The organism is Elioraea thermophila (ex Habib et al. 2022), from assembly GCF_003336755.1.
In the GTDB taxonomy this organism is placed as follows: Bacteria; Pseudomonadota; Alphaproteobacteria; order Acetobacterales; family Acetobacteraceae; genus Elioraea; species Elioraea thermophila.
On record NZ_QMDI01000005.1, the window covers coordinates 1 to 19,937 of the forward strand.

The following is a 19,937-nucleotide window of genomic DNA, read 5'->3' on the forward strand; positions in this document are numbered from 1 at the left end:
CGTCTTGCCATGGTCGACATGACCAATCGTCCCGATGTTGCAGTGCGGCTTCGTCCGCTCAAACTTCGCCTTCGCCATGGCCCTTCCCTATCGCTCGTCCGTCTGCCGTTTCGTCCGCGTCACCACCGGTAGTGCGAGAAGGCACGGTTGGCCTCGGCCATCCGGTGCGTGTCCTCGCGCTTCTTCACTGCCGCCCCGCGATTGTTCGCCGCATCGAGCAACTCGTTGGAAAGCCGCTCCTGCATCGTGTGCTCGCCGCGCTTGCGCGCCGCTTCGATGATCCAGCGGATCGCGAGCGTCTGCCGCCGCTCCGCCCGCACCTCCACGGGGACCTGATAGGTCGCGCCACCGACGCGGCGGCTGCGCACCTCGACCGCCGGCTTCACGTTCTCGATCGCCTCGTGGAAGACGCGCAGCGGGTCGGTCGAGCCGCCGACGCGGCGCTTCACCGTATCCAGCGCGCCGTAGACGATCGCCTCGGCCACACTCTTCTTGCCGTCATACATCAGGGCGTTCATGAATTTCGACAGCACGACGTCCCCGAACTTCGGATCGGGGAGCACCTCGCGCTTCTCGGCACGCCGGCGACGAGCCATCCGTCAGCCCTCCTCGCTCACTTCGGCCGCTTCGCGCCGTACAGCGACCGGCGCTGGCGACGCTTGGCGATGCCTTGCGTGTCGAGCACGCCGCGCAGGATGTGGTAGCGCACGCCCGGCAGGTCCTTCACGCGACCGCCGCGAATCATGACCACCGAATGCTCCTGCAGATTGTGACCTTCGCCCGGGATATACGAGACGACCTCATAGCCGTTCACCAGGCGAACCTTCGCCACCTTGCGCAGGGCGGAGTTCGGCTTCTTCGGCGTCGTGGTGTAGACGCGCGTGCACACGCCGCGCTTCTGCGGGCATCCCTGCAGAGCCGGCACCTTGTTTCGCCTCTTCTTCGCCTCACGCCCCTTGGCGATCAGCTGATTGATCGTCGGCATCCCATCCCTCGCGCCGCACCGGTCACCCGGTCGATCATCCTCACAACAAATCACCCCGGCCGTCGGCCCGAAGGCGACAGCCGTGATTTGACCCTCATCTGCCCCGACCTAAGCTCTCCAACGGAGAGCGGCGCCGGAGCCGATCGCATCCCTTGAGCAGCCGCGGCGGCCCCGCCAACCGCGAGGCGCGCAACCTATCGGCGGCGGCCTAGGCCGTCAAGCGGAGCACCGCCGCCTCAGGGCCGCAGGACAGCCCACCCCCCCGCGCATGTCGGCGGTGGGCTCTGCCTACTCCGCCGCCACCTCGGCCCCGGGCAGGGCCGGTGCCTGACCAGGGGCGACGCGCGTCTTGTCGCGCTGCGCGGCGAGCGCCTTCAGCCGCATCATCACATTGCCGGTGCCTGCGGGGATGAGGCGGCCGACGATCACGTTCTCCTTCAGTCCGGCGAGTGTGTCCACCTTGCCCGCCACCGCGGCCTCGGTGAGCACGCGCGTCGTCTCCTGGAAGGAAGCGGCGGAGATGAAGCTGTGCGTCTGCAGGCTGGCCTTGGTGATGCCCTGCAGCACCGGGAAGGCCTTCGCCGGGCGCTCGCCGGCGGCGATGCGCGCCTCGTTCTCCATCTCGAACTCGATGCGGTCGACCTGCTCGCCGACGAGGAACGTCGTGTCGCCCGGATCCTCGATCTCCACCTTCTGCAGCATCTGGCGAACGATCACCTCGATATGCTTGTCGTTGATCTTCACGCCCTGCAGCCGGTAGACGTCCTGGATCTCGTTGACGAGGTAGTTGGCGAGCGCCTCCACGCCGAGCACGCGCAGGATGTCGTGCGGCACGCGCGGCCCATCCACCAGCGGGTCGCCCTTGCGCACATGGTCGCCCTCCTGGACCGAGACGTGCTTGCCCTTCGGGATCAGGTATTCGCGCTCCTCGCCGGTCTCGTCGTTCTTCACCACGATGCGGCGCTTCGCCTTGTAGTCCTTGCCGAACTCCACCCTGCCATCGATCTCGCTGATGATCGCGTGATCCTTCGGCCGGCGCGCCTCGAACAGTTCCGCCACGCGCGGCAAACCACCCGTGATGTCGCGGGTCTTCGAGCTCTCACGCGGGATGCGTGCGAGCACGTCGCCGGCGTTCACCCGCTGCCCGTTCTCGACGGAAAGGATCGAGTCGACGGAGAGGAAGTACCGCGCCTCGGCATTGTTCGGCAGGCGCACGATCTCGCCCTTCTCGTCGCGCAGCACGATGCGCGGACGCAGATCCGCCCCCTTCGCCGCCTGCTTCCAGTCGACCACCACCTTCGACGACAGCCCCGTCGCCTCGTCGACACGTTCGACGATGGTCACCCCGTCGATCAGGTCGACGTACTCGACGATGCCTCCCTTCTCGGTGATCACGGGCAGCGTGTAGGGATCCCACTCCGCGAGCTTCTGGCCGCGCGTGACCTGGGTGCCTTCGTCGGCGAGCAGCTTCGCGCCGTAGGGCACGCGGTAGCGCGCGCGTTCGCGCTTCTGCGCATCGAGCAGGACGAGCTCGCAGTTGCGGCTCATCACGATCGCCACCCCCTGGCTGTTGAGGACCACGTTGCGGTTCTTCACCGTCACCGTGCCCTCGGTCGCCGCCTCGACCTGGCTCTGCTCCGCGCCGCGCTGCGCCGCACCACCGATGTGGAAGGTGCGCATGGTGAGCTGCGTGCCCGGCTCGCCGATCGACTGCGCGGCGATCACACCGATCGCCTCGCCGATGTTCACCGGCGTACCGCGCGCGAGGTCGCGGCCGTAGCACTTGGCGCACACGCCCGTCCGGCTCTCGCAAGTGAGCACGCTGCGAATGAATACGCTCTCCACTCCGGCGCGCTCGATCGCATCGGCATCCGCCTCCTCGATCAGCTTGTCGCGGGGAACGAGCACGCTGCCGCTGATCGGGTCGATCACGTCGCGCGCCGCCGTGCGGCCGAGGATGCGCTCGGACAACGGCGACACCACCTCGCTGCCGTCCAGCACCGCGCGCACCGTGATGCCCTTCTCCGTGCCGCAATCTTCCTCGACGATGATGCAGTCCTGCGCGACGTCGACGAGACGACGGGTGAGGTAGCCGGAGTTCGCCGTCTTCAACGCCGTGTCGGCGAGGCCCTTGCGGGCGCCGTGCGTGGAGTTGAAGTACTCCAGCACGGTCAGCCCCTCCTTGAAGTTGGAGATGATCGGCGTCTCGATGATCTCGCCCGAGGGCTTCGCCATCAGCCCGCGCATACCGGCGAGCTGACGCATCTGGGCGGGCGAACCGCGCGCGCCGGAGTGGCTCATCATCCAGATCGAGTTGATCGGCTTGCCCTTCTCCTTCTTGGAGATCTCCTTCATCATCGCCGCCGCCACCTCCTCGGTGCAGCGCGACCAGGCATCGACCACCTTGTTGTAGCGCTCGCCCCAGGTGATCAGCCCGTCCTGGTACTGCTGTTCGAACTCCTTCACCTCGGCTTCGGTCTTGGCGATCAGTTCGCGCTTGTTGGCGGGAACGATCATGTCGTCCTTGCCGAAGCTGATGCCGGCCTTCGCGGCATGGCGGAAGCCGAGGCCCATCAGACGGTCGGCGAAGATCACGCTCTCCTTCTGGCCGCAGTGGCGGTAGACGGCGTCGATCACGTCGGACACCGCGCGCTTGGTGAGCTGGCGGTTGACCAGGCTGTACGGCAGGTTCGGGTGGCGCGGCAGGATCTCGCCGATCAGCATGCGCCCCGGCGTGGTGACGACACGTTCGTAGACCCTGTTGCCGGACGCGTCGACCGTCTCCCGTCGCGCCCTGATCTTGGTGTGCAGCGTGACGTGACCCGCCTCGAGCGCCTGCTCGATCTCGCCGATCGAGCTGAAGGCCGGCGCGGTCTTGTCGTCAGCCTCCTCGAACTCCTTCGTCTCCAGCGAGAGGTAGTAGATGCCGAGCACGATGTCCTGGCTCGGCACGATGATCGGCTTGCCGTTCGCGGGGCTGAGGATGTTGTTCGTGCTCATCATCAGCACGCGCGCCTCGAGCTGCGCCTCGAGCGAGAGCGGCACGTGCACCGCCATCTGGTCGCCGTCGAAGTCGGCGTTGAAGGCGGTGCAGACGAGGGGGTGAAGCTGGATCGCCTTGCCCTCGATCAGCACCGGCTCGAAGGCCTGGATGCCGAGACGGTGCAGCGTCGGCGCGCGATTGAGCAGCACCGGATGCTCGCGGATCACCTCCTCGAGGATATCCCAGACCTCCGGCCGCTCCTTCTCCACCATCCGCTTCGCCGCCTTGATGGTGGTGGCCAGCCCGTACTTCTCGAGCTTGGAGTAGATGAACGGCTTGAACAGTTCGAGCGCCATCTTCTTCGGCAGCCCGCACTGATGCAGCTTCAGTTCGGGCCCGACCACGATGACGGAACGGCCCGAGTAGTCGACGCGCTTGCCGAGCAGGTTCTGGCGGAAGCGCCCCTGCTTGCCCTTCAGCATGTCGGACAGCGATTTCAGCGGGCGCTTGTTCGCCCCCGTGATCGCGCGCCCCCGCCGGCCATTGTCGAACAGCGCGTCCACCGCCTCCTGCAGCATGCGCTTCTCGTTGCGCACGATAATGTCGGGGGCGCGCAGCTCGATCAGCCGCTTCAGCCGGTTGTTACGGTTGATGACGCGCCGGTAGAGGTCGTTGAGATCGGAGGTCGCGAACCGACCGCCATCCAGCGGCACGAGCGGACGGAGTTCGGGCGGGATGACCGGGATGACATCGAGGATCATCCATTCCGGCCGCGTGCCGCTCTCCAGGAACGCCTCGACGAGCTTCAGCCGCTTGACCAGCTTCTTCCGCTTGGCCTCGGAGGTCGTTTCCTTCAGTTCGGCGCGGAGCTTGGTCTTCTCGGCGTTGAGGTCGATGGAGGCGAGCACGGCCTTCAGCGCCTCGGCACCGATGCCGACCGAGAACGCATCCTCGCCGAACTCGTCGATCTTGCGCTGGTACTCCTCCTCCGTGATCAGCTGATGGAGCTTGAGGTCGGTGAGCCCCGGCTCGAGCACGAGATAGTTCTCGAAGTAGAGGACCTTCTCGACCTCCTTCAGCGTCATGTCCATCATCAGGCCGATGCGCGAAGGCAGGCTCTTGAGGAACCAGATGTGCGCCACCGGGCTCGCGAGCTCGATGTGGCCCATCCGCTCGCGCCGCACCTTGGCGAGTGTCACCTCCACACCGCACTTCTCGCAGATGATGCCGCGGAACTTCATCCGCTTGTACTTGCCGCAGAGGCACTCGTAGTCCTTGATCGGGCCGAAGATGCGCGCGCAGAACAGCCCGTCGCGCTCCGGCTTGAAGGTGCGGTAGTTGATCGTCTCCGGCTTCTTGATCTCGCCATACGACCAGGAGCGGATCTGATCGGGGCTCGCGATCGAGATCCGGATCTGGTCGAAGGTCAGCGTCCCGCTCTGCTGACCGAGAATTTTCATCAACTCGTTCATCGCACCACCCTCGCCCTCATCGCCACCGCGATGGTTCCGCGACCGTCGTTCGCTCGCGACGGGGTGCTGCGCCCCACCGCAGCACCCCGTCTCATCACGCTCCGCGCGTCTCGAGCTCGACGTTGAGCCCGAGCGACTTCAGCTCCTTCACCAGCACGTTGAAGCTTTCGGGGATGCCGGCCTCGAAGGTGTCCTGATCGCGCACGATGGCCTCGTACACCTTCGTGCGGCCGGAGACGTCGTCCGACTTCACCGTCAGCATCTCCTGCAGCGTGTAGGCCGCCCCGTAGGCCTCGAGCGCCCACACCTCCATCTCGCCGAAGCGCTGGCCGCCGAACTGCGCCTTGCCACCCAGCGGCTGCTGCGTCACCAGGCTGTAGGGGCCGATCGAGCGGGCGTGGATCTTGTCGTCCACCAGGTGATGGAGCTTGAGCATGTAGATGTAGCCCACCGTCACCTTGCGCTCGAAACGTTCGCCCGAGCGCCCGTCGTACAGCCACACCTGGCCCGTGCGGTCGAGGCCGGCCTTCTCCAGCATCGCCTCGATGTCGTCCATGCGCGCGCCGTCGAACACGGGGCTCGCGATCGGCACGCCGCGACGGAGGTTCTCGCCGAGCTCGTCGAGTTCGGGCTCCGTCAGCGGTTCGATCTGCTCGCGATAGATCTCCTCGCCGTAGATGTCCTTCAGCTTCTCGCGCAGCGGCGCGTAGTCGCGCATCCGGCGCGCGGCGTCCACGGCCTCCCCGATCTGGCGCCCGAGCCCCGCGCAGGCCCAGCCGAGATGCGTCTCCAGGATCTGGCCGACGTTCATGCGCGACGGCACGCCGAGCGGGTTGAGCACGATGTCCACGGGGGTTCCGTCCTCGAGGAACGGCATGTCCTCGATCGGCACCACCTTCGACACCACGCCCTTGTTGCCGTGCCGGCCCGCCATCTTGTCGCCCGGCTGCAGCTTGCGCTTCACCGCGACGAACACCTTCACCATCTTCATCACGCCGGGTGGCAGCTCGTCGCCGCGCTGCAGCTTCTCCACCTTGGAGAGGAAGCGCGCCTCGAGCTTCTTCACCGCCTCGTCGAACTCGCGCTTCAGCGCCTCGATCTCCGCCATCGTCGCATCGTCGGTCACGACGATGTTGCGCCACGCCCCGCGCGGGATCTCCGCCAGCACCTCCTCGGTGATCAGCGTGCCGGCCTTCAGTCCCTTGAAGCCGGAGGCGGCCGTCTTGCCGAGCAGCTTCTCCTTCACCCGGTTGAGGAAGCTCCGCTCCTGGATCGCCTTCTCGTCGTCGCGGTCCTTGGCCAGGCTCTCGATCTCGGCGCGCTCGATCGCCAGCGCACGCTCGTCCTTGTCCACGCCGCGGCGAGCGAACACGCGCACGTCCACCACCGTGCCCGACACGCCGGGCGGCAGGCGCAGCGAGGTGTCGCGCACGTCGGAGGCCTTTTCGCCAAAGATCGCGCGCAGCAGTTTCTCCTCCGGCGTCATCGGGCTCTCGCCCTTCGGCGTCACCTTGCCGACCAGGATGTCGCCCGGCCGCACCTCGGCGCCGATGTAGACGATGCCCGCCTCGTCGAGGTTCTTCAGCGCCTCCTCGCCGACATTCGGGATGTCGCGCGTGATCTCCTCCTGGCCGAGCTTGGTGTCGCGCGCCATCACCTCGAACTCCTCGATGTGGATCGAGGTGAACACGTCATCGCGCACGATCCGCTCGGAGATCAGGATCGAGTCCTCGAAGTTGTACCCGTTCCACGGCATGAACGCGACGAGAACGTTTCGCCCGAGCGCCAACTCGCCGAGGTCGGTCGACGGCCCATCCGCGATGATGTCGCCGGCCTTCACCACGTCGCCCACCTTCACCAAGGGGCGCTGGTTGATGCAGGTCGACTGGTTCGAACGCTGGAACTTGCGCAGGCGGTAGATGTCGACCCCCTCCGTCGTGCCGTCCTCGCGCGTGGCGCGCACGACGATACGGGCACCATCGATCTGATCGACCACGCCCGGCCGGCGAGCGACGATCGTCGCACCCGAGTCGCGCGCCACCGGTGCCTCCATCCCGGTGCCGACGAGGGGTGCTTCGGTCTCGATCAGCGGCACCGCCTGGCGCTGCATGTTCGAGCCCATCAGCGCTCGGTTGGCGTCGTCGTTCTCGAGGAAGGGAATCAGCGCCGCCGCCACCGAAACGAGCTGCTTGGGGCTGACGTCAATCGCCGTCACCTGTTCGGGCGGCACCATCGCGTAGTCGCCGCCCTTGCGCACGGAGACGAGCTCGGCCTGGATCCGGCCGTCGGGGCCGATCGGCACGTCGGCCTGGGCGACGACGAGCTTCTCCTCCTCCATCGCCGAGAGGTAGCGCACCTCGGGCAGGACCTTGCCGTCCTTCACCATGCGATAGGGGGTTTCGATGAAGCCGTACTTGTTCACCTGCGCGTAAGTCGCCAGGCTGTTGATCAGACCGATGTTCGGCCCCTCGGGCGTCTCGATCGGGCAGATGCGGCCGTAATGCGTGGGGTGGACGTCGCGCACCTCGAAGCCCGCGCGTTCGCGCGTGAGCCCGCCGGGCCCGAGCGCGGAGAGGCGGCGCTTGTGCGTCACCTCGGAAAGCGGGTTCGTCTGGTCCATGAACTGCGACAGCTGCGAGGAGCCGAAGAACTCGCGCACCGCTGCCGCAGCCGGCTTGGCGTTGATCAGGTCGTGCGGCATCACGGTGTCGATGTCGACCGAGCTCATCCGCTCGCGGATGGCGCGCTCCATCCGCAGCAGGCCGACCCGGTACTGGTTCTCCATCAGCTCGCCGACGGAGCGCACGCGGCGGTTGCCGAGGTTGTCGATGTCGTCGATGTTGCCGCGGCCGTCCTTCAGCTCGTGCAGCATGCGCACGACGGCCAGGATGTCGGCCTTGCGCAGCGTGCGCACGGTGTCCGGCACCTCATCCAGCGAAAAGCCGAGGCGCATGTTCATCTTCACGCGCCCCACGGCTGAGAGGTCGTAGCGCTCGGGATCGAAGAACAGGCCGCGGAACAAGGCCTCGGCGGTCTCGAGTGTCGGCGGCTCGCCCGGGCGCATCACGCGGTAGATGTCGAGCAGCGCCTCGTCGCGGTTGGTGTTCTTGTCGATCACCAGCGTGTTGCGCAGCCACGGGCCGGTGTTCTGGTCGATCGCGAGCGTGGGCAGCGCATCGAAGCCTGCCGCCTCGATGTCGGAGAGCTTGGCCTCCGTGATCTCCTCGCCCGCCTCGAGATAGACGAGGCCCGTCGTCGGATCGACGAGATCTTCCGCCGCGTAACGCCCGATCAGGTCGGTCCGCCCGACCAGCACTTCGGTGGTGCCGGCCTCGGCGATCTGCCGCGCCTTGCGCGGCGTGAGCTTGGTGCCGGCCTCGGCCACCACCTGGCCCGTCCGCGCATCGACCAGCGGCTCCATCAGCTTCACACCGCGGAACGCCTCGACGTCGTAAGGCCGCTTCCAGCCCTTCGCCCCGCGCGAGAACACCACCCGGCCATACACGGTGGCGAGGATCTCCTCGGCGTCCATGCCCTGGATTTCGCCGGGCTCGAGCGTCTCGCCGCGCGCCTCGCGTTCGGCCCGCAGCTTTTCCGTCGCCGCACTCTCGAGCGCGTAAAGGAGCGTGGTCACCGGCAGCTTGCGGCGCCGATCGATGCGCACGTAGAGGATGTCCTTGGCGTCGAACTCGAAATCGAGCCAGGAGCCGCGATAGGGAATGACGCGCGCGGCGAACAGGTACTTGCCCGAGGAGTGCGTCTTGCCCCGGTCGTGGTCGAAGAACACGCCCGGGGAACGATGCATCTGCGAGACGATGACGCGCTCGGTGCCGTTGATGATGAAGGTGCCGTTGTCCGTCATGAGCGGCATGTCGCCCATGTAGACGTCCTGCTCCTTGATGTCGCGGATCGAGCGCGCCCCGGTATCCTCGTCGACGTCCCAGACGATCAAGCGCAGGCGCACCTTCAGCGGCGCGGCGTAGGTCATGCCGCGCTGCATGCACTCCTCGACGTCGTATTTCGGCTCCTCGAATTCGTACTGGACGAATTCGAGCCGCCCGCGCCCGGCGAAGTCGTCGATCGGGAAGACGGACTTGAACACCTCCTGCAGCCCGGTGTGCGTGCGCGCATCGGGCTTCACGTTCATCTGCAGGAAGGCCTCGTAGGAGGCGCGCTGAACCTCGATCAGGTTCGGCATCGGCGCCACCTCGGGGATGCGCCCGAAACTCTTGCGAATCCGCTTCTTGCCCGTGAACGATCCGATCATCGATGCGCTCATCGACCCGCTCTCCCGCCAGAGCAACCGGCACCGCCCGCGCGGACGGCACTATCGGGCCCTCGGCCGCCGTGAGGACGGCCGAACACAAAGCCGAAGGCCGGGCGGAGGGGCCCCCTCTCCGCCCGGCACCTGCGTGCGGCCGAAGCCGCTCTGCTGACAGGGGCGAGACCGATCACTTGATCTCGACGGTCGCGCCCTGCTCTTCCAGGATCTTCTTGATCTTCTCAGCCTCTTCCTTGCTCACCCCGGACTTCACTTCCTTCGGCGCGCCCTCGACCAGGTCCTTGGCCTCCTTCAGGCCAAGCCCGGTGATGGTCCGCACCTCCTTGATCACGTTGATCTTCTTGTCGCCAGCCTTGGCCAGGATGACGGTGAACTCGGTCTGCGCCGGAGCGGCCTCGGCCGCCGGGGCCGCAGCACCGGCCGCCGCCGCGCCGGGCACCGCCGCCACCGCGACGGGCGCGGCGGCCGACACGCCCCACTTCTCCTCGAGCATCTTGGCGAGCTCGGCCGCCTCAAGGACGGTCAGGCTCGAGAGCTCGTCCACCAGTTTTGCAAGATCCGCCATCGGGTTATCCTTTCTTCACTCGGTTCGGTCTTCGCACGCAACCCGCTCGTCCCGGGCTGCACGTTCACGTTTTGCTCAGGGCGACGCCGTTTCCCCGCTCACGCCGCCTCGTCCTTGCGCGCATAGGCGCCGATCACCCTGGCCAGCTGGCCGGCCGGCGCGGCGAGCATGCCCGCCACCCGTGTCGGCGGTGCCTTCAGCACGCCGAGCAGCTTCGCCCGCAGCACGTCGAGCGAGGGCAACTCGGCCAGTGCCTTGACCCCTTCCGCATCGAGGGTGCGGGTGCCGACCGCGCCCCCGATGATCACCAGCTTCTCGTTGGCCTTGGCGAACGTCACCACCGTCTTGGCCGCGGCCACGGGATCCTTCGACCACGCCAGCGCGGTCGGACCCTTGAGCAGCGGAACCACGGCCTCGAACGGCGTGCCGCGAAGGGCGAGAGCGGCGAGACGGTTCTTCGTCACCCGGAAGGTCGCGCCGGCCGCGCGCATCTGCCGCCTCAGCTCCGACACCTCCGCCACCGTCAACCCCTCGTTGCGGGTGACGACGACGATCGGCACGGAGGCGAAGGTGGCGGAGAGCGAAGCCACGAGCTCCCTCTTCTCCGTACGGTCCACGTCCCGTCTCCATCGCTCCGGCGCGCCCGAAGCCATCCCCGAACGCGCCGACCTTCACCATGGACGACCCGATCCGGGCTTGCGCCCGCACCGGCCCGCCCGGCTCGCCTGCCCGAACGAAGAAGACCGAACCGAACCGCGACACCCGAGGCACTTGCTCGCCCCGGCCGTCACGCCCGATCGGCTCCTCCTGTCTACCGCCTGCGGGCCCGAAGGCCCTTCACGGGGTCACCCCCACATGCGGTCTCGGACAGGATCGGGCGGATCGAACCCGACCCGCCCTTGCTTCCGACACGCGGGCCGAGCCCCCGGCCGGAACCCGTACGCCCCTCAGCCGGGGGCAGAACCTCTCGCTCAGACCCCGACCGAAGCGGGATCGACCTTCACCCCCGGCCCCATGGTCGAGGAGAGCGAAATCTTCTTCACGTAGGTCCCCTTCGCCCCCGAGGGCTTGGCCTTGATGATGGCGTCGATGAAGGCGCGGGCGTTCTCGACCAGCTTCTCCTCGGGGAAGGACGCCTTGCCGATGCCGGCGTGCACGATGCCAGCCTTCTCGGCGCGGAACTCGACCTGCCCGCCCTTCGCCGCCTGCACCGCCCCCTTCACGTCCATCGTCACCGTGCCGAGCTTCGGGTTCGGCATCAGCCCCCGAGGCCCGAGGATTTTGCCCAGACGGCCGACGAGGGCCATCATGTCCGGGGTGGCGATGCAGCGGTCGAACTCGATCTTGCCGGCCTGCACGGCCTCGGCGAGATCCTCCGCTCCCACGATGTCGGCACCGGCGGCCTTGGCCTCCTCGGCCTTCGCCCCCTTGGCGAACACGGCGACCCGGAGCGTCTTGCCGGTTCCGTTCGGCAGCACCGTCATGCCGCGCACCGCCTGGTCGGCGTGGCGCGGATCGATGCCGAGATTCATCGCAATCTCGATCGTCTCGTCGAACTTCGCCCGCGCGTTCTGCTTGACGAGGCGCACCGCCTCCTCGAGCGGGTAGGCCTTGTTCGGGTCGAAGCCGGCATAGAGCGCGGCGAGCCGCTTGCCGGCCTTCAGCGCGCGCGGCGGGACGGCGGGCTTGCCGGCAGCGGGGGTGGTGCGGGCCTCAACCTGCGCCATCGCCTCAGCCCTCCACCACCTCGAGGCCCATCGAGCGCGCCGAACCGGCCAGCATGCGCATCGCCGCCTCCTCGTCGTAGCAGTTCATGTCGCGCATCTTGATCTTGGCGATCTCGCGCAGCTGGCTCGTCGTCACCTTGCCGACCTTCGCGCCCTTCCCCGGCGTCTGACTGCCCTTCTCGAGCTTGGCCGCCTTGAGCAGGAAGTAGGTGTTGGGCGGGGTCTTGATGACGAAGGTGAAGGTGCGGTCGGAATAGGCGGTGATGACCACCGGCGTCGGCACACCCGGCTCCATCTGCTGGGTGGCGGCGTTGAATTCCTTGCAGAACTGCATGATGTTGAGCCCGCGCTGACCGAGTGCGGGGCCCACGGGGGGCGAGGGGTTCGCCTTCCCGGCCGGAATCTGCAACTTGATGTAGCCAACGACCTTCTTCGCCATCGTTCACCCCCGCCTGCTCAAGGGGGCCGCGGTGCCAGCGGAGGCGCATCCTCCTCCCGCGTCCCGAAACGAGGCGCGCGCTATGCTCCCTCGCCCCGCCGCTGTCAAGGGTCGAGAGCGCGGATCAGCACGCCGATCCCGGCACAAGCGCCGAGGGTGCAGAGCACGCCGAGGCGGAGCGCGAACAGGGCAACGACGCCCACCCCCGCCACCGCGACGGCTGCCCAGTCCGGTACCGCCGGCAGGGGCAGGCGCAGGGCGCCGACCGGTAGCCAGGCAACCTCGCGAAAGAGGACGGAGAGGGCGAAGGTCGCACCGAGGCTCGCGATCAACCCGACGGCGGCGGCAGAGATGCCGGCAACCGCCGCCCTCGCACGGGCGCTGCCGGCGAGGCGGTCCGCCACCGGCACCGCCAGCAGCGGCAGGGCGAAGGAGGGCAGGAAGAGCAGGACGACGGCGAGAAACCCCACCGCCGTGCCGTGCCCGAGCCCGCCCTCGCGCGCCCCGGCCAGCACGGCGAGGAACTGCAGCACCAGGATGGTGGGTCCCGGCGTGGTTTCGGCGACGGCGAGCCCGTCGATCAGTTCGGTCGCCGTCACCCAGCCGCGCCGGGCGACCGCCTCTTCCGCCACCCAGGCGAGGATGGCGTAGGCCCCGCCGAAGGCGAGGACGGAGACCTTGGCGAAGAACCGTCCGATCGCACCCGCCGCCTCGCCCATGGCTGCGGCGCCGGCGATGGCGAGCCCCCACAGCAGCATCAGCGCGAGGCCGGCCGCGACGACACCCGCTCGCCCGGGCGGCGCGACGTTCGGCGAGGGGGCGGTGTGGCCCGCCCCGCGCGATGCGAGCCTTCCGCCGATGAGCCCGAAACCAGCCGCCGCCAATACGATCGAGGGGGCGGGGAGACGCAGGAAGAAGGCGGCGGCGAATGCGGACGCCGCAACCGCCAGCGCGATCCGGCCGGATGGCGCGACGCGAGAGGGCCACCACCGCCTGCGCCAGGATGGCGAGCACCGCCCCGCGCAGCCCGAAGAACAGGGCGGAGAGCGCCGGCGCCTCGGCGTGGGCGGCGTAGAGCGCAGCCAGCGCGGCGATGGCGACCGTGCCGGGCAGGATGAACAGCGTGCCCGCGGCCATCGCCCCCGTCACGCCGTGCAGGCAGAAGCCGAGCCAAGTCGCGAGCTTGTGCGCCTCCGGACCGGGCAGCAGCAGCGCGACGGCAAGGCCGAGCGCGAACCGCCCCTCTCCCACCCAGCGCCGTTCCGCCACCACGAGGCGATGGAGGAGGGCGATCTGCGCCGCCGCTCCTCCAAACGAGACGAGACCGAACGCCAGCCACACCCGGCAGGCGGTCGCGAAGGAGGGGGCCGGCGCCGCCTCAGCGCCGGATGCGGCTGGCATGGTGGGGTGCTTTCCGACGAGCTGTTCGAGCGGTGGGACAGGACCGAAGCAGCCCCGCAACCGCCACGCCAGCGAGGATCCGCCCCCCTCCCGCGCCCGTGATGCGGCTCGTGCTACCCTCCTGCCATGGCGTGCATCCGGTTCGCCCCGGCCGTCCTCGCCCTCGCCGTGATGCTCTCCGCCTGCAGCGACACGCCGGGCGGGGCGGTGGTCGAGGTGCTCAGCGAGGCCGTGGCACCCGATCGCACCCCCCCGGTCAGCCGGGCCGAGGCGATGGCCCTTCCTTACGCCTCCGCCCTGGGCACCCTCGGCGGTCGGCGGCCGGCCTTCGTCGTGCTGCATTCGACGCAGGGCGGGCGGCAGATCTGGCTGAGTGCCGACCGGGTGGCGATCGCGACCGAACAGGGCCGCGTCGTCGCCCTCGCCGGCCTTGCCGGCACGATCACCGAAACCCGCTTCCGCGACGGTCAGCCGCCGAAGCCGCTCGCGGGCGGCGAACACCTGCGGCTGGTCGACATCGCGCCCAACCTCTGGGGCCTCACCATCGCTTGCGCCAACCGCGAGGACGGGGAGGAGACGATCCGCATCCTCGGGGAACCGGCGCCGACCTTGCGGGCCGTGGAGACCTGCCGCACGGAAACCGCTGAGCGCTTCACCGAACGGTTCTGGATCGGCGCCGAGGACGGGCTGATCCGGCGGGCCGAGCAGTGGATCGGGCCCGGCCTGCGGCGGCTCACCTTCGAGCTGGTGAAACCCCCGACCAGCTGGTGAGGCCGGCCCGTCGCGCCCGCCACGCCACCCAGGCGGCGTAGAGGGCGAGCGCGGCGACCACCCCGGCCACCACCGCGAGCTTGGCGGGCGGAGAGAGGGCGACGAAGCGGAAGGCCACGAGGCCGAGCACCGCCGTCATCCCGACCGACAGCGCGCTCACCGCCAAAGGCGGCACGCCCGTGCGCGCCAGCACCTGGTAGAGATGGCCGCGATGCGCCTCGGCAAGCCTCTCCCCCGCGAGCGCCCGGCGGATCAGGGTGAAGGCGACATCGAAGATGGGTACCGCGAGCAGCAGCGGCACGATGTAGAGCGAGACGCGCGCCTGGTCGAAGCGGGCGGCGGCGATGCCGAGGATGGCGAACAGGTAGCCGATGAACTGCGACCCCACATCGCCCAGGAAAATCTGCGCCCGCGGCACATTGAACGGCAGGAACCCGGCACAGCCCGCGGCAAGGCTTAGGGCGGCGACGTAGACGAAGGCCCCGCCCTCGGCGAGTGCCAGCGCGGCGAGAAAGAGAGCGGCAACCAGCGCGATGCCCGCACACATGCCATCCAGCCCGTCGATGAAGTTCATCGCATTGGTGAGGAACACCACCCAGAGCACCGTGAGAGGCCAGGCGAGCGGCCCGAGTGGGACGGGCCCGATCCAGGGCAGCGAGAGGGTGTCGATGGCGAGCCCCCAAGGCAGGGGGGCGATCGCCGCCGCCACCTGAGCGAGCAGCTTCCAGTGCTGGCGGAACGACAGGATGTCGTCGGCGAGCGAGACGGCGGCGATCGCCGCCGCTCCGACGATCACGGCGAGAAAGTACGGGTCGTCGAGGCGGGCAAGCGTGGCGAACCGATACTGGATGAGGAGCCCCACCAGGGTGGCGACGACGACGCCGAGCCCCCCACCCTTGGGGATGGGCCGGGCATGGGCGGAACGATGGTTCGGCACGTCCAGGATCCGCCACGCGATCGCGAGCCGCACGCACAGCGCGGACAGGAGGGCGAGTGCCAGGAAGAACCCGGCGTGACGAAGCGCCGCGTCGGGGGCGAGAGGAAGCATGCGGCGGCGGATAGGCCGCCCACCGCCCGACCGGCAAGGCCCCGACGGCGTCTTCCCGTCCCGGCGGCGCGCGCTCAGCCGCCGGGCGCCGTCCGCTCCACCGCCTCGCCGCCCTCGCGCGCGAACTCCGGCACCAGCGCGGCGAGCACGGAGAGTGCGGCCGCTTCCCGCCCCGCCCGCGCCGCCGTCGCCGCCTCGTCGATCGCGCGCGCGACGATGGCGAGATCGACCGTGCGCGGGGCGGCCATCAGCAGACCGGGCAGCCCGAGCTCGATCAGCCGTTCGCGGCCGTGGAACAGCTCCTCGTGCAGCTTCTCGCCCGGCCTCAGCCCGGTGTAGCGGATCTCGACGTCGATCTCGGGGCGAAGCCCGGCGAGGCGGATCATGCGCCGAGCAAGATCGACGATCTTCACCGGCTTGCCCATGTCGAGCACGAAGATGCCGCCCTGCCGCGCCGACTCGGGGATCGCCTCGTCCTTCACCCGCACCACGGTGGCAGCAAGGACCAGCCCGACCGCCTCCTGCACCGTCATGAAGTAGCGCTGCATGTCGGGGTGGGTGACGGTGAGCGGGCCCCCGCGCTCGAGCTGGCGGCGGAACAGCGGCACCACCGACCCGGTCGAGCCGAGCACGTTGCCGAAGCGGACGGTGACGAAGCGCGTGCCCTGGCCATCCGCGCGCGCCTTCAGGTCGAGCGCCTGGCAGTACATCTCGGCGAGCCGCTTCGTCGCCCCCATCACCGAGGTCGGGTTCACCGCCTTGTCGGTGGAGATCAGCACCATCGCCACCGCGCCGTAGAGGCGAGCGGCATCGGCGACGATGCGGGTGCCCAGCGCGTTGGTGAGAATGCCCTCGCCCGGGTTCGCTTCGACGATCGGCACGTGCTTCAGCGCGGCGGCGTGGAAGACGAGCTCGGGGCGGTGGCGCGCGAACAGGGCGAGGATCCGCTCGCGGTCGCGGATGTCGGCGATGACGGCGACGCGCGGCACCTCGGGCGCGGTCTCGGCGAGTTCGAGATCGATCGCGTAGAGGGCGAACTCGCTGTTCTCGGCGAGCACGAGTTCGGCCGGGCCGAGGGCGGCGATCTGGCGCGAGAGCTCGGCGCCGATCGTGCCGCCCGCGCCGGTGACCAGCACGCGCCGGCCCTGGATCAGCCGCGCCATCGCCTCGCGATCGAGCGGGCGCTGCGGGCGATCGAGCAGGTCCTCGATGGCGACGGGCTTGAGTTCGATCCGTGCCGGCTCGCCGCGGGCGGCGGGGCGGAGATCCGTCAGCCGCGGCATCACCGCGACCGAGACCCCAGCCGCCTCGGCGACATCGAGCAGGCGCTCGAGACGTTCGCCCGCGATCTCGCGCCCGGTGACCACGATCTGCTTCGGGCTTTTCCCCTTGCGCGCGAGCTTGCGCAGCGCGTGCGCGATGTCGTCCACCGTGCCCTCGACGCGCACGCCATGCATCAGCCGCCCCGACTGCTGCGGGTCGTCGGTGACGAGGCCGACGACGCGGTAACGCGGTGCGGCCTCACGGGCGATGGCGCGCAGGAAGAGATCGGCCCCGTCGCCGCCGCCGGCGAGCAGCACGGGGGTCGCCCCTTCGCCGTCGCCGTGCCGGTCGGCCGCCGCGCGCCAGGCACCGCGGGCGCCGAGCAGCAGCGCGGACACGACGAGGGCATGAATGACCGGCAGGAGCGGCGTGAAACCCGCGAGGTGACCGACCCCGCCGAGCACGAGCCCGAACAGCACGGCGCAGAGGGAGGCCGTGCCGATCACGCGCAACAGATCGCCGAGCCCGAGATAGCGCCAGGACACGCGCGGGATGCGCGCCGCGAGGAAGGCAACCGCGCAGAGAGCGGCGAAGGCCCACGCCTCCAGGGCGGTCTCGCCCCAGCTGCGGCCGGCGAGGCCGGCCGGCGACGCAAGGCCGAGGGCGAGCGGCCAGGATAGGGCGGCGGCCAGCGCGTCGGCGGCCAGCACCGCGCGGGAGCGCGAGAAGCGCGAGAGCAGACGGTCGGTCGCCGCCATGTCCGCCCCTTATCAGCGAACGCGGTCGAAGGGAACCGCCGGGCGTGTGGGGAGTGCTTCCGCTGCAACTCGGTCGGGGCTAGGAGCGGGGCTCGCCCCGCCACCGGGATCGCTCTCCCATGCCGTGCCGCCTCCTCTTCCTCGCCCACCGCATCCCCTATCCGCCGGACAAGGGCGAGAAGATCCGCGCCTGGCACATGCTCGATCATGTCGCGAAACGATACGTCGTCGATCTCGGCTGCCTGGTCGACGATCCGCGCGACCTCGCTCACCTGCCCCGGCTCGGCCAGATCTGCGCCGAAGTGCAGGCCTTCGCAGTCGGTGGCAGCGTGCGCGGCGCGCTGCGCGCGCTGCTGCGGGCCCGCCCGGGCGTGCCGCTGTCGCAAGGCTGGTTCCACCACCCCAAGCTCGCCGCCTGGGTCGAGGCGGGGCTGCGCCAACGCCGCTGGGATGCCGCCCTCGTCTACTCCTCCTCGATGGCGCCCTACCTGATGGGGGATGCCAGGCTGTTCCGCGTGCTCGACATGGTCGATGTCGACTCGACCAAATGGGCGGCGTACGCGGCGGGTGCGCGCGGCGTGATGCGCCGCGTGTGGCAGCGCGAGGCGCGCACCCTCCTGGCGCTGGAGCGGCGCGCGGCGGCGACGTTCGAGCGAACCCTGTTCGTCTCCGAACAAGAGGCACGGCACTTTCTCGACCTTTGCCCGGAGGCGGCTGGACGGGTCGATTGGGTGGAGAACGGGGTCGATCTCGCCCGCTTCGACCCGACGGTTCCGCAGCCCAATCCGTTTCCCCAAGGCACGCTGCCGATCGTCTTCACCGGCACGATGAACTATCGTCCGAATGTCGAGGCAGTCGTGTGGTTCGCCGAACAGGTGCTGCCGCGGATCAGAGCACGGTTTCCGGCAGCGGGCTTCTGGATCGTCGGCGCCAACCCCGCCCCGCCGGTGCGTGCGCTCGCGCGGCTGCCCGGCGTGTCCGTCACCGGCTCAGTGCCGGATGTGCGTCCGTTCCTCGCCCATGCGGCAGCCGCCGTCGCCCCCCTCTTCATCGCGCGCGGCATCCAGAACAAGGTGCTGGAGGCGATGGCAATGGCGCGACCGGTCGTCGCCTCGCCGCAGGCCTTCGAGGGCGTGCGCGCGGTGCCCGGCCGGGACCTGCTGGTCGCCGAGGGCGTCGAGCCGACGCTTCAGGCCGTCTGCGCCGTGCTGGAGGGGCGGCATCCGGGGCTCGGCGAGCGGGCACGGGCGGCCGTGCGCGAGGGCCACGACTGGAGCGCGACCCTCGCCCGGCTCGACTCCCTCCTGCCGGTCTGATCCCTGGAGGCTCAGGCGGCCTCGGCGTAGGGAAGAAGGCCCGGTGCGCCCTCCTCGATCGGGCACGCCGGATCGCGGGACCATTCGTTCCAGGAACCGAAGTAGATCCGCACGTCCTTCACGCCCGCCTCCTTCAGCGCGAGGAAGGTGTTGGAGGCACGCGCCCCCTTGAAGCAGTAGAGGGAGACGGGCGTGTCGGGCGTGATGCCGACGGTGGCGAGCTCGGCGCGGATCTCGGCCGGGGCCTTGAACATCGGCCCGGCTGCGGTGGGCTTCATGAAGCGGTACCACTCGATCCATCGCGCGCCCGGGATCCGGCCCTTGCGCGGGCAGAAATCCTTGCCGTAGGGCGAGGAGGACTCGCCGATCCACTCGTCGACGTCGCGCACGTCGAGGATCGCGACGTCGGGCCGGCCAAGGGCATCGAGCATGTCCTCCTTGGTCGCCATGATCGACGCCGGTTCGGCGCCGAGCGGAAAGGTCGCGGCGGCGCGCAGCGTCGGCTCCGTCGTCACCGGCAGTCCGGCCGCCGTCCATGCGGCGAGCCCGCCGTGCAGCACCGCGACCTTGGGATAGCCGAGCCAGGTGAGCAGGTAGTAGCCGCGGCAGGACCGACCGAAGCCCGTGTTCATCGACTGCTCGTAGAGCACCGCCGTCTCCGCCCCCGACAGGCCGGCGGAGGCGAAGGCCTGGGCGAAAGTGCCGCGCAGCTTCGCCAACCCTTCCGCATCCGACGTGGCGAGGTAGGTGAAGATCTCAGGCAGGTTCACCGCCCCCGGAATGTGGCCGGCCGCGAAGGCCTCCGGCGCGCGGGTGTCGATCGGCACCGCGTCCGGCATCGCCGCCAGCTCGGCGGGTGAAATCAGCGTCTTGACCATCTCCGTCTCCCTCGTTCGTTGGGTGACGGGCGTTCCTCCTCAACGTCGA

14 protein-coding genes and 1 pseudogene are annotated in these 19,937 nt (G+C 69.3%); 2 read left to right on the forward strand and 13 right to left on the reverse strand.

What is annotated here, in order from left to right; translation table 11 throughout:
- Positions 1–119: 119 nt before the first annotated feature.
- The 10 genes and pseudogenes from rpsG to DWB05_RS15360 all read right to left on the reverse strand — a co-directional run.
- Positions 120–596 (reverse strand): 30S ribosomal protein S7, encoded by a 477-nt coding sequence (gene rpsG, locus DWB05_RS08215; RefSeq protein WP_114376728.1) that lies wholly within the window; start codon positions 594–596, stop codon positions 120–122.
- Between the two features lie 17 nt (positions 597–613).
- The gene (gene rpsL, locus DWB05_RS08220) at positions 614–985 is read right to left on the reverse strand and encodes a 30S ribosomal protein S12 (RefSeq protein ID WP_114376729.1); all 372 of its coding nucleotides are present in this window, start codon (positions 983–985) and stop codon (positions 614–616) included.
- A gap of 288 nt (positions 986–1,273) precedes the next feature.
- Positions 1,274–5,440, reverse strand: coding sequence for a DNA-directed RNA polymerase subunit beta' (gene rpoC, locus DWB05_RS08225; protein ID WP_114376730.1), 4,167 nt, complete (start codon positions 5,438–5,440; stop codon positions 1,274–1,276).
- Between the two features lie 94 nt (positions 5,441–5,534).
- Positions 5,535–9,707 (reverse strand): DNA-directed RNA polymerase subunit beta, encoded by a 4,173-nt coding sequence (gene rpoB / locus DWB05_RS08230; RefSeq protein ID WP_408608478.1) that lies wholly within the window; start codon positions 9,705–9,707, stop codon positions 5,535–5,537.
- A gap of 184 nt (positions 9,708–9,891) precedes the next feature.
- Positions 9,892–10,287: a 50S ribosomal protein L7/L12 gene (gene rplL, locus DWB05_RS08235; protein WP_114376732.1), complete on the reverse strand. Its 396-nt coding sequence runs from the start codon at positions 10,285–10,287 to the stop codon at positions 9,892–9,894.
- A 98-nt stretch (positions 10,288–10,385) separates the two neighbouring features.
- Complete coding sequence (rplJ, locus tag DWB05_RS08240; RefSeq protein WP_114376733.1) at positions 10,386–10,904, reverse strand: 50S ribosomal protein L10; 519 nt, start codon at positions 10,902–10,904, stop codon at positions 10,386–10,388.
- A gap of 354 nt (positions 10,905–11,258) precedes the next feature.
- Entirely contained in the window at positions 11,259–11,951 is a 693-nt protein-coding gene (gene rplA, locus DWB05_RS08245) for a 50S ribosomal protein L1 (RefSeq protein ID WP_198669124.1), read from the reverse strand.
- Positions 11,952–12,018: 67 nt separating this feature from the next.
- Positions 12,019–12,453: a 50S ribosomal protein L11 gene (rplK, locus tag DWB05_RS08250; protein WP_114376735.1), complete on the reverse strand. Its 435-nt coding sequence runs from the start codon at positions 12,451–12,453 to the stop codon at positions 12,019–12,021.
- Positions 12,454–12,557: 104 nt separating this feature from the next.
- Positions 12,558–13,211 (reverse strand): chromate transporter, encoded by a 654-nt coding sequence (locus tag DWB05_RS08255; RefSeq protein ID WP_157967133.1) that lies wholly within the window; start codon positions 13,209–13,211, stop codon positions 12,558–12,560.
- A gap of 262 nt (positions 13,212–13,473) precedes the next feature.
- A pseudogene (locus tag DWB05_RS15360) lies at positions 13,474–13,854 on the reverse strand (chromate transporter); the annotation flags it as partial.
- Positions 13,855–13,980: 126 nt separating this feature from the next.
- Between DWB05_RS15360 and DWB05_RS08265 the strand changes: the two are divergent.
- The gene (locus DWB05_RS08265) at positions 13,981–14,625 is read left to right on the forward strand and encodes a YjbF family lipoprotein (protein WP_114376737.1); all 645 of its coding nucleotides are present in this window, start codon (positions 13,981–13,983) and stop codon (positions 14,623–14,625) included.
- On the opposite strand, the gene DWB05_RS08270 is transcribed toward DWB05_RS08265, so the two are convergent.
- Positions 14,588–15,673: a glycosyltransferase family 4 protein gene (locus DWB05_RS08270; protein ID WP_114376738.1), complete on the reverse strand. Its 1,086-nt coding sequence runs from the start codon at positions 15,671–15,673 to the stop codon at positions 14,588–14,590. The two genes, DWB05_RS08265 and DWB05_RS08270, sit on opposite strands and share 38 nt — an antisense overlap.
- 74 nt (positions 15,674–15,747) lie before the next feature.
- On the reverse strand, positions 15,748–17,694 hold the full coding sequence (locus DWB05_RS08275) for a polysaccharide biosynthesis protein (RefSeq protein ID WP_114376739.1): 1,947 nt from the start codon (positions 17,692–17,694) through the stop codon (positions 15,748–15,750).
- A gap of 119 nt (positions 17,695–17,813) precedes the next feature.
- Between DWB05_RS08275 and DWB05_RS08280 the strand changes: the two genes are divergently transcribed.
- The gene (locus tag DWB05_RS08280; protein ID WP_114376740.1) at positions 17,814–19,010 is read left to right on the forward strand and encodes a TIGR03087 family PEP-CTERM/XrtA system glycosyltransferase; all 1,197 of its coding nucleotides are present in this window, start codon (positions 17,814–17,816) and stop codon (positions 19,008–19,010) included.
- Between the two features lie 11 nt (positions 19,011–19,021).
- Here DWB05_RS08280 and DWB05_RS08285 read toward each other — a convergent pair whose 3' ends face one another.
- Positions 19,022–19,888 carry a sulfurtransferase gene (locus DWB05_RS08285; RefSeq protein WP_114376741.1) on the reverse strand — a complete coding sequence of 289 codons (867 nt, stop codon included), beginning with the start codon at positions 19,886–19,888 and terminating at the stop codon, positions 19,022–19,024.
- Positions 19,889–19,937: the final 49 nt, after the last annotated feature.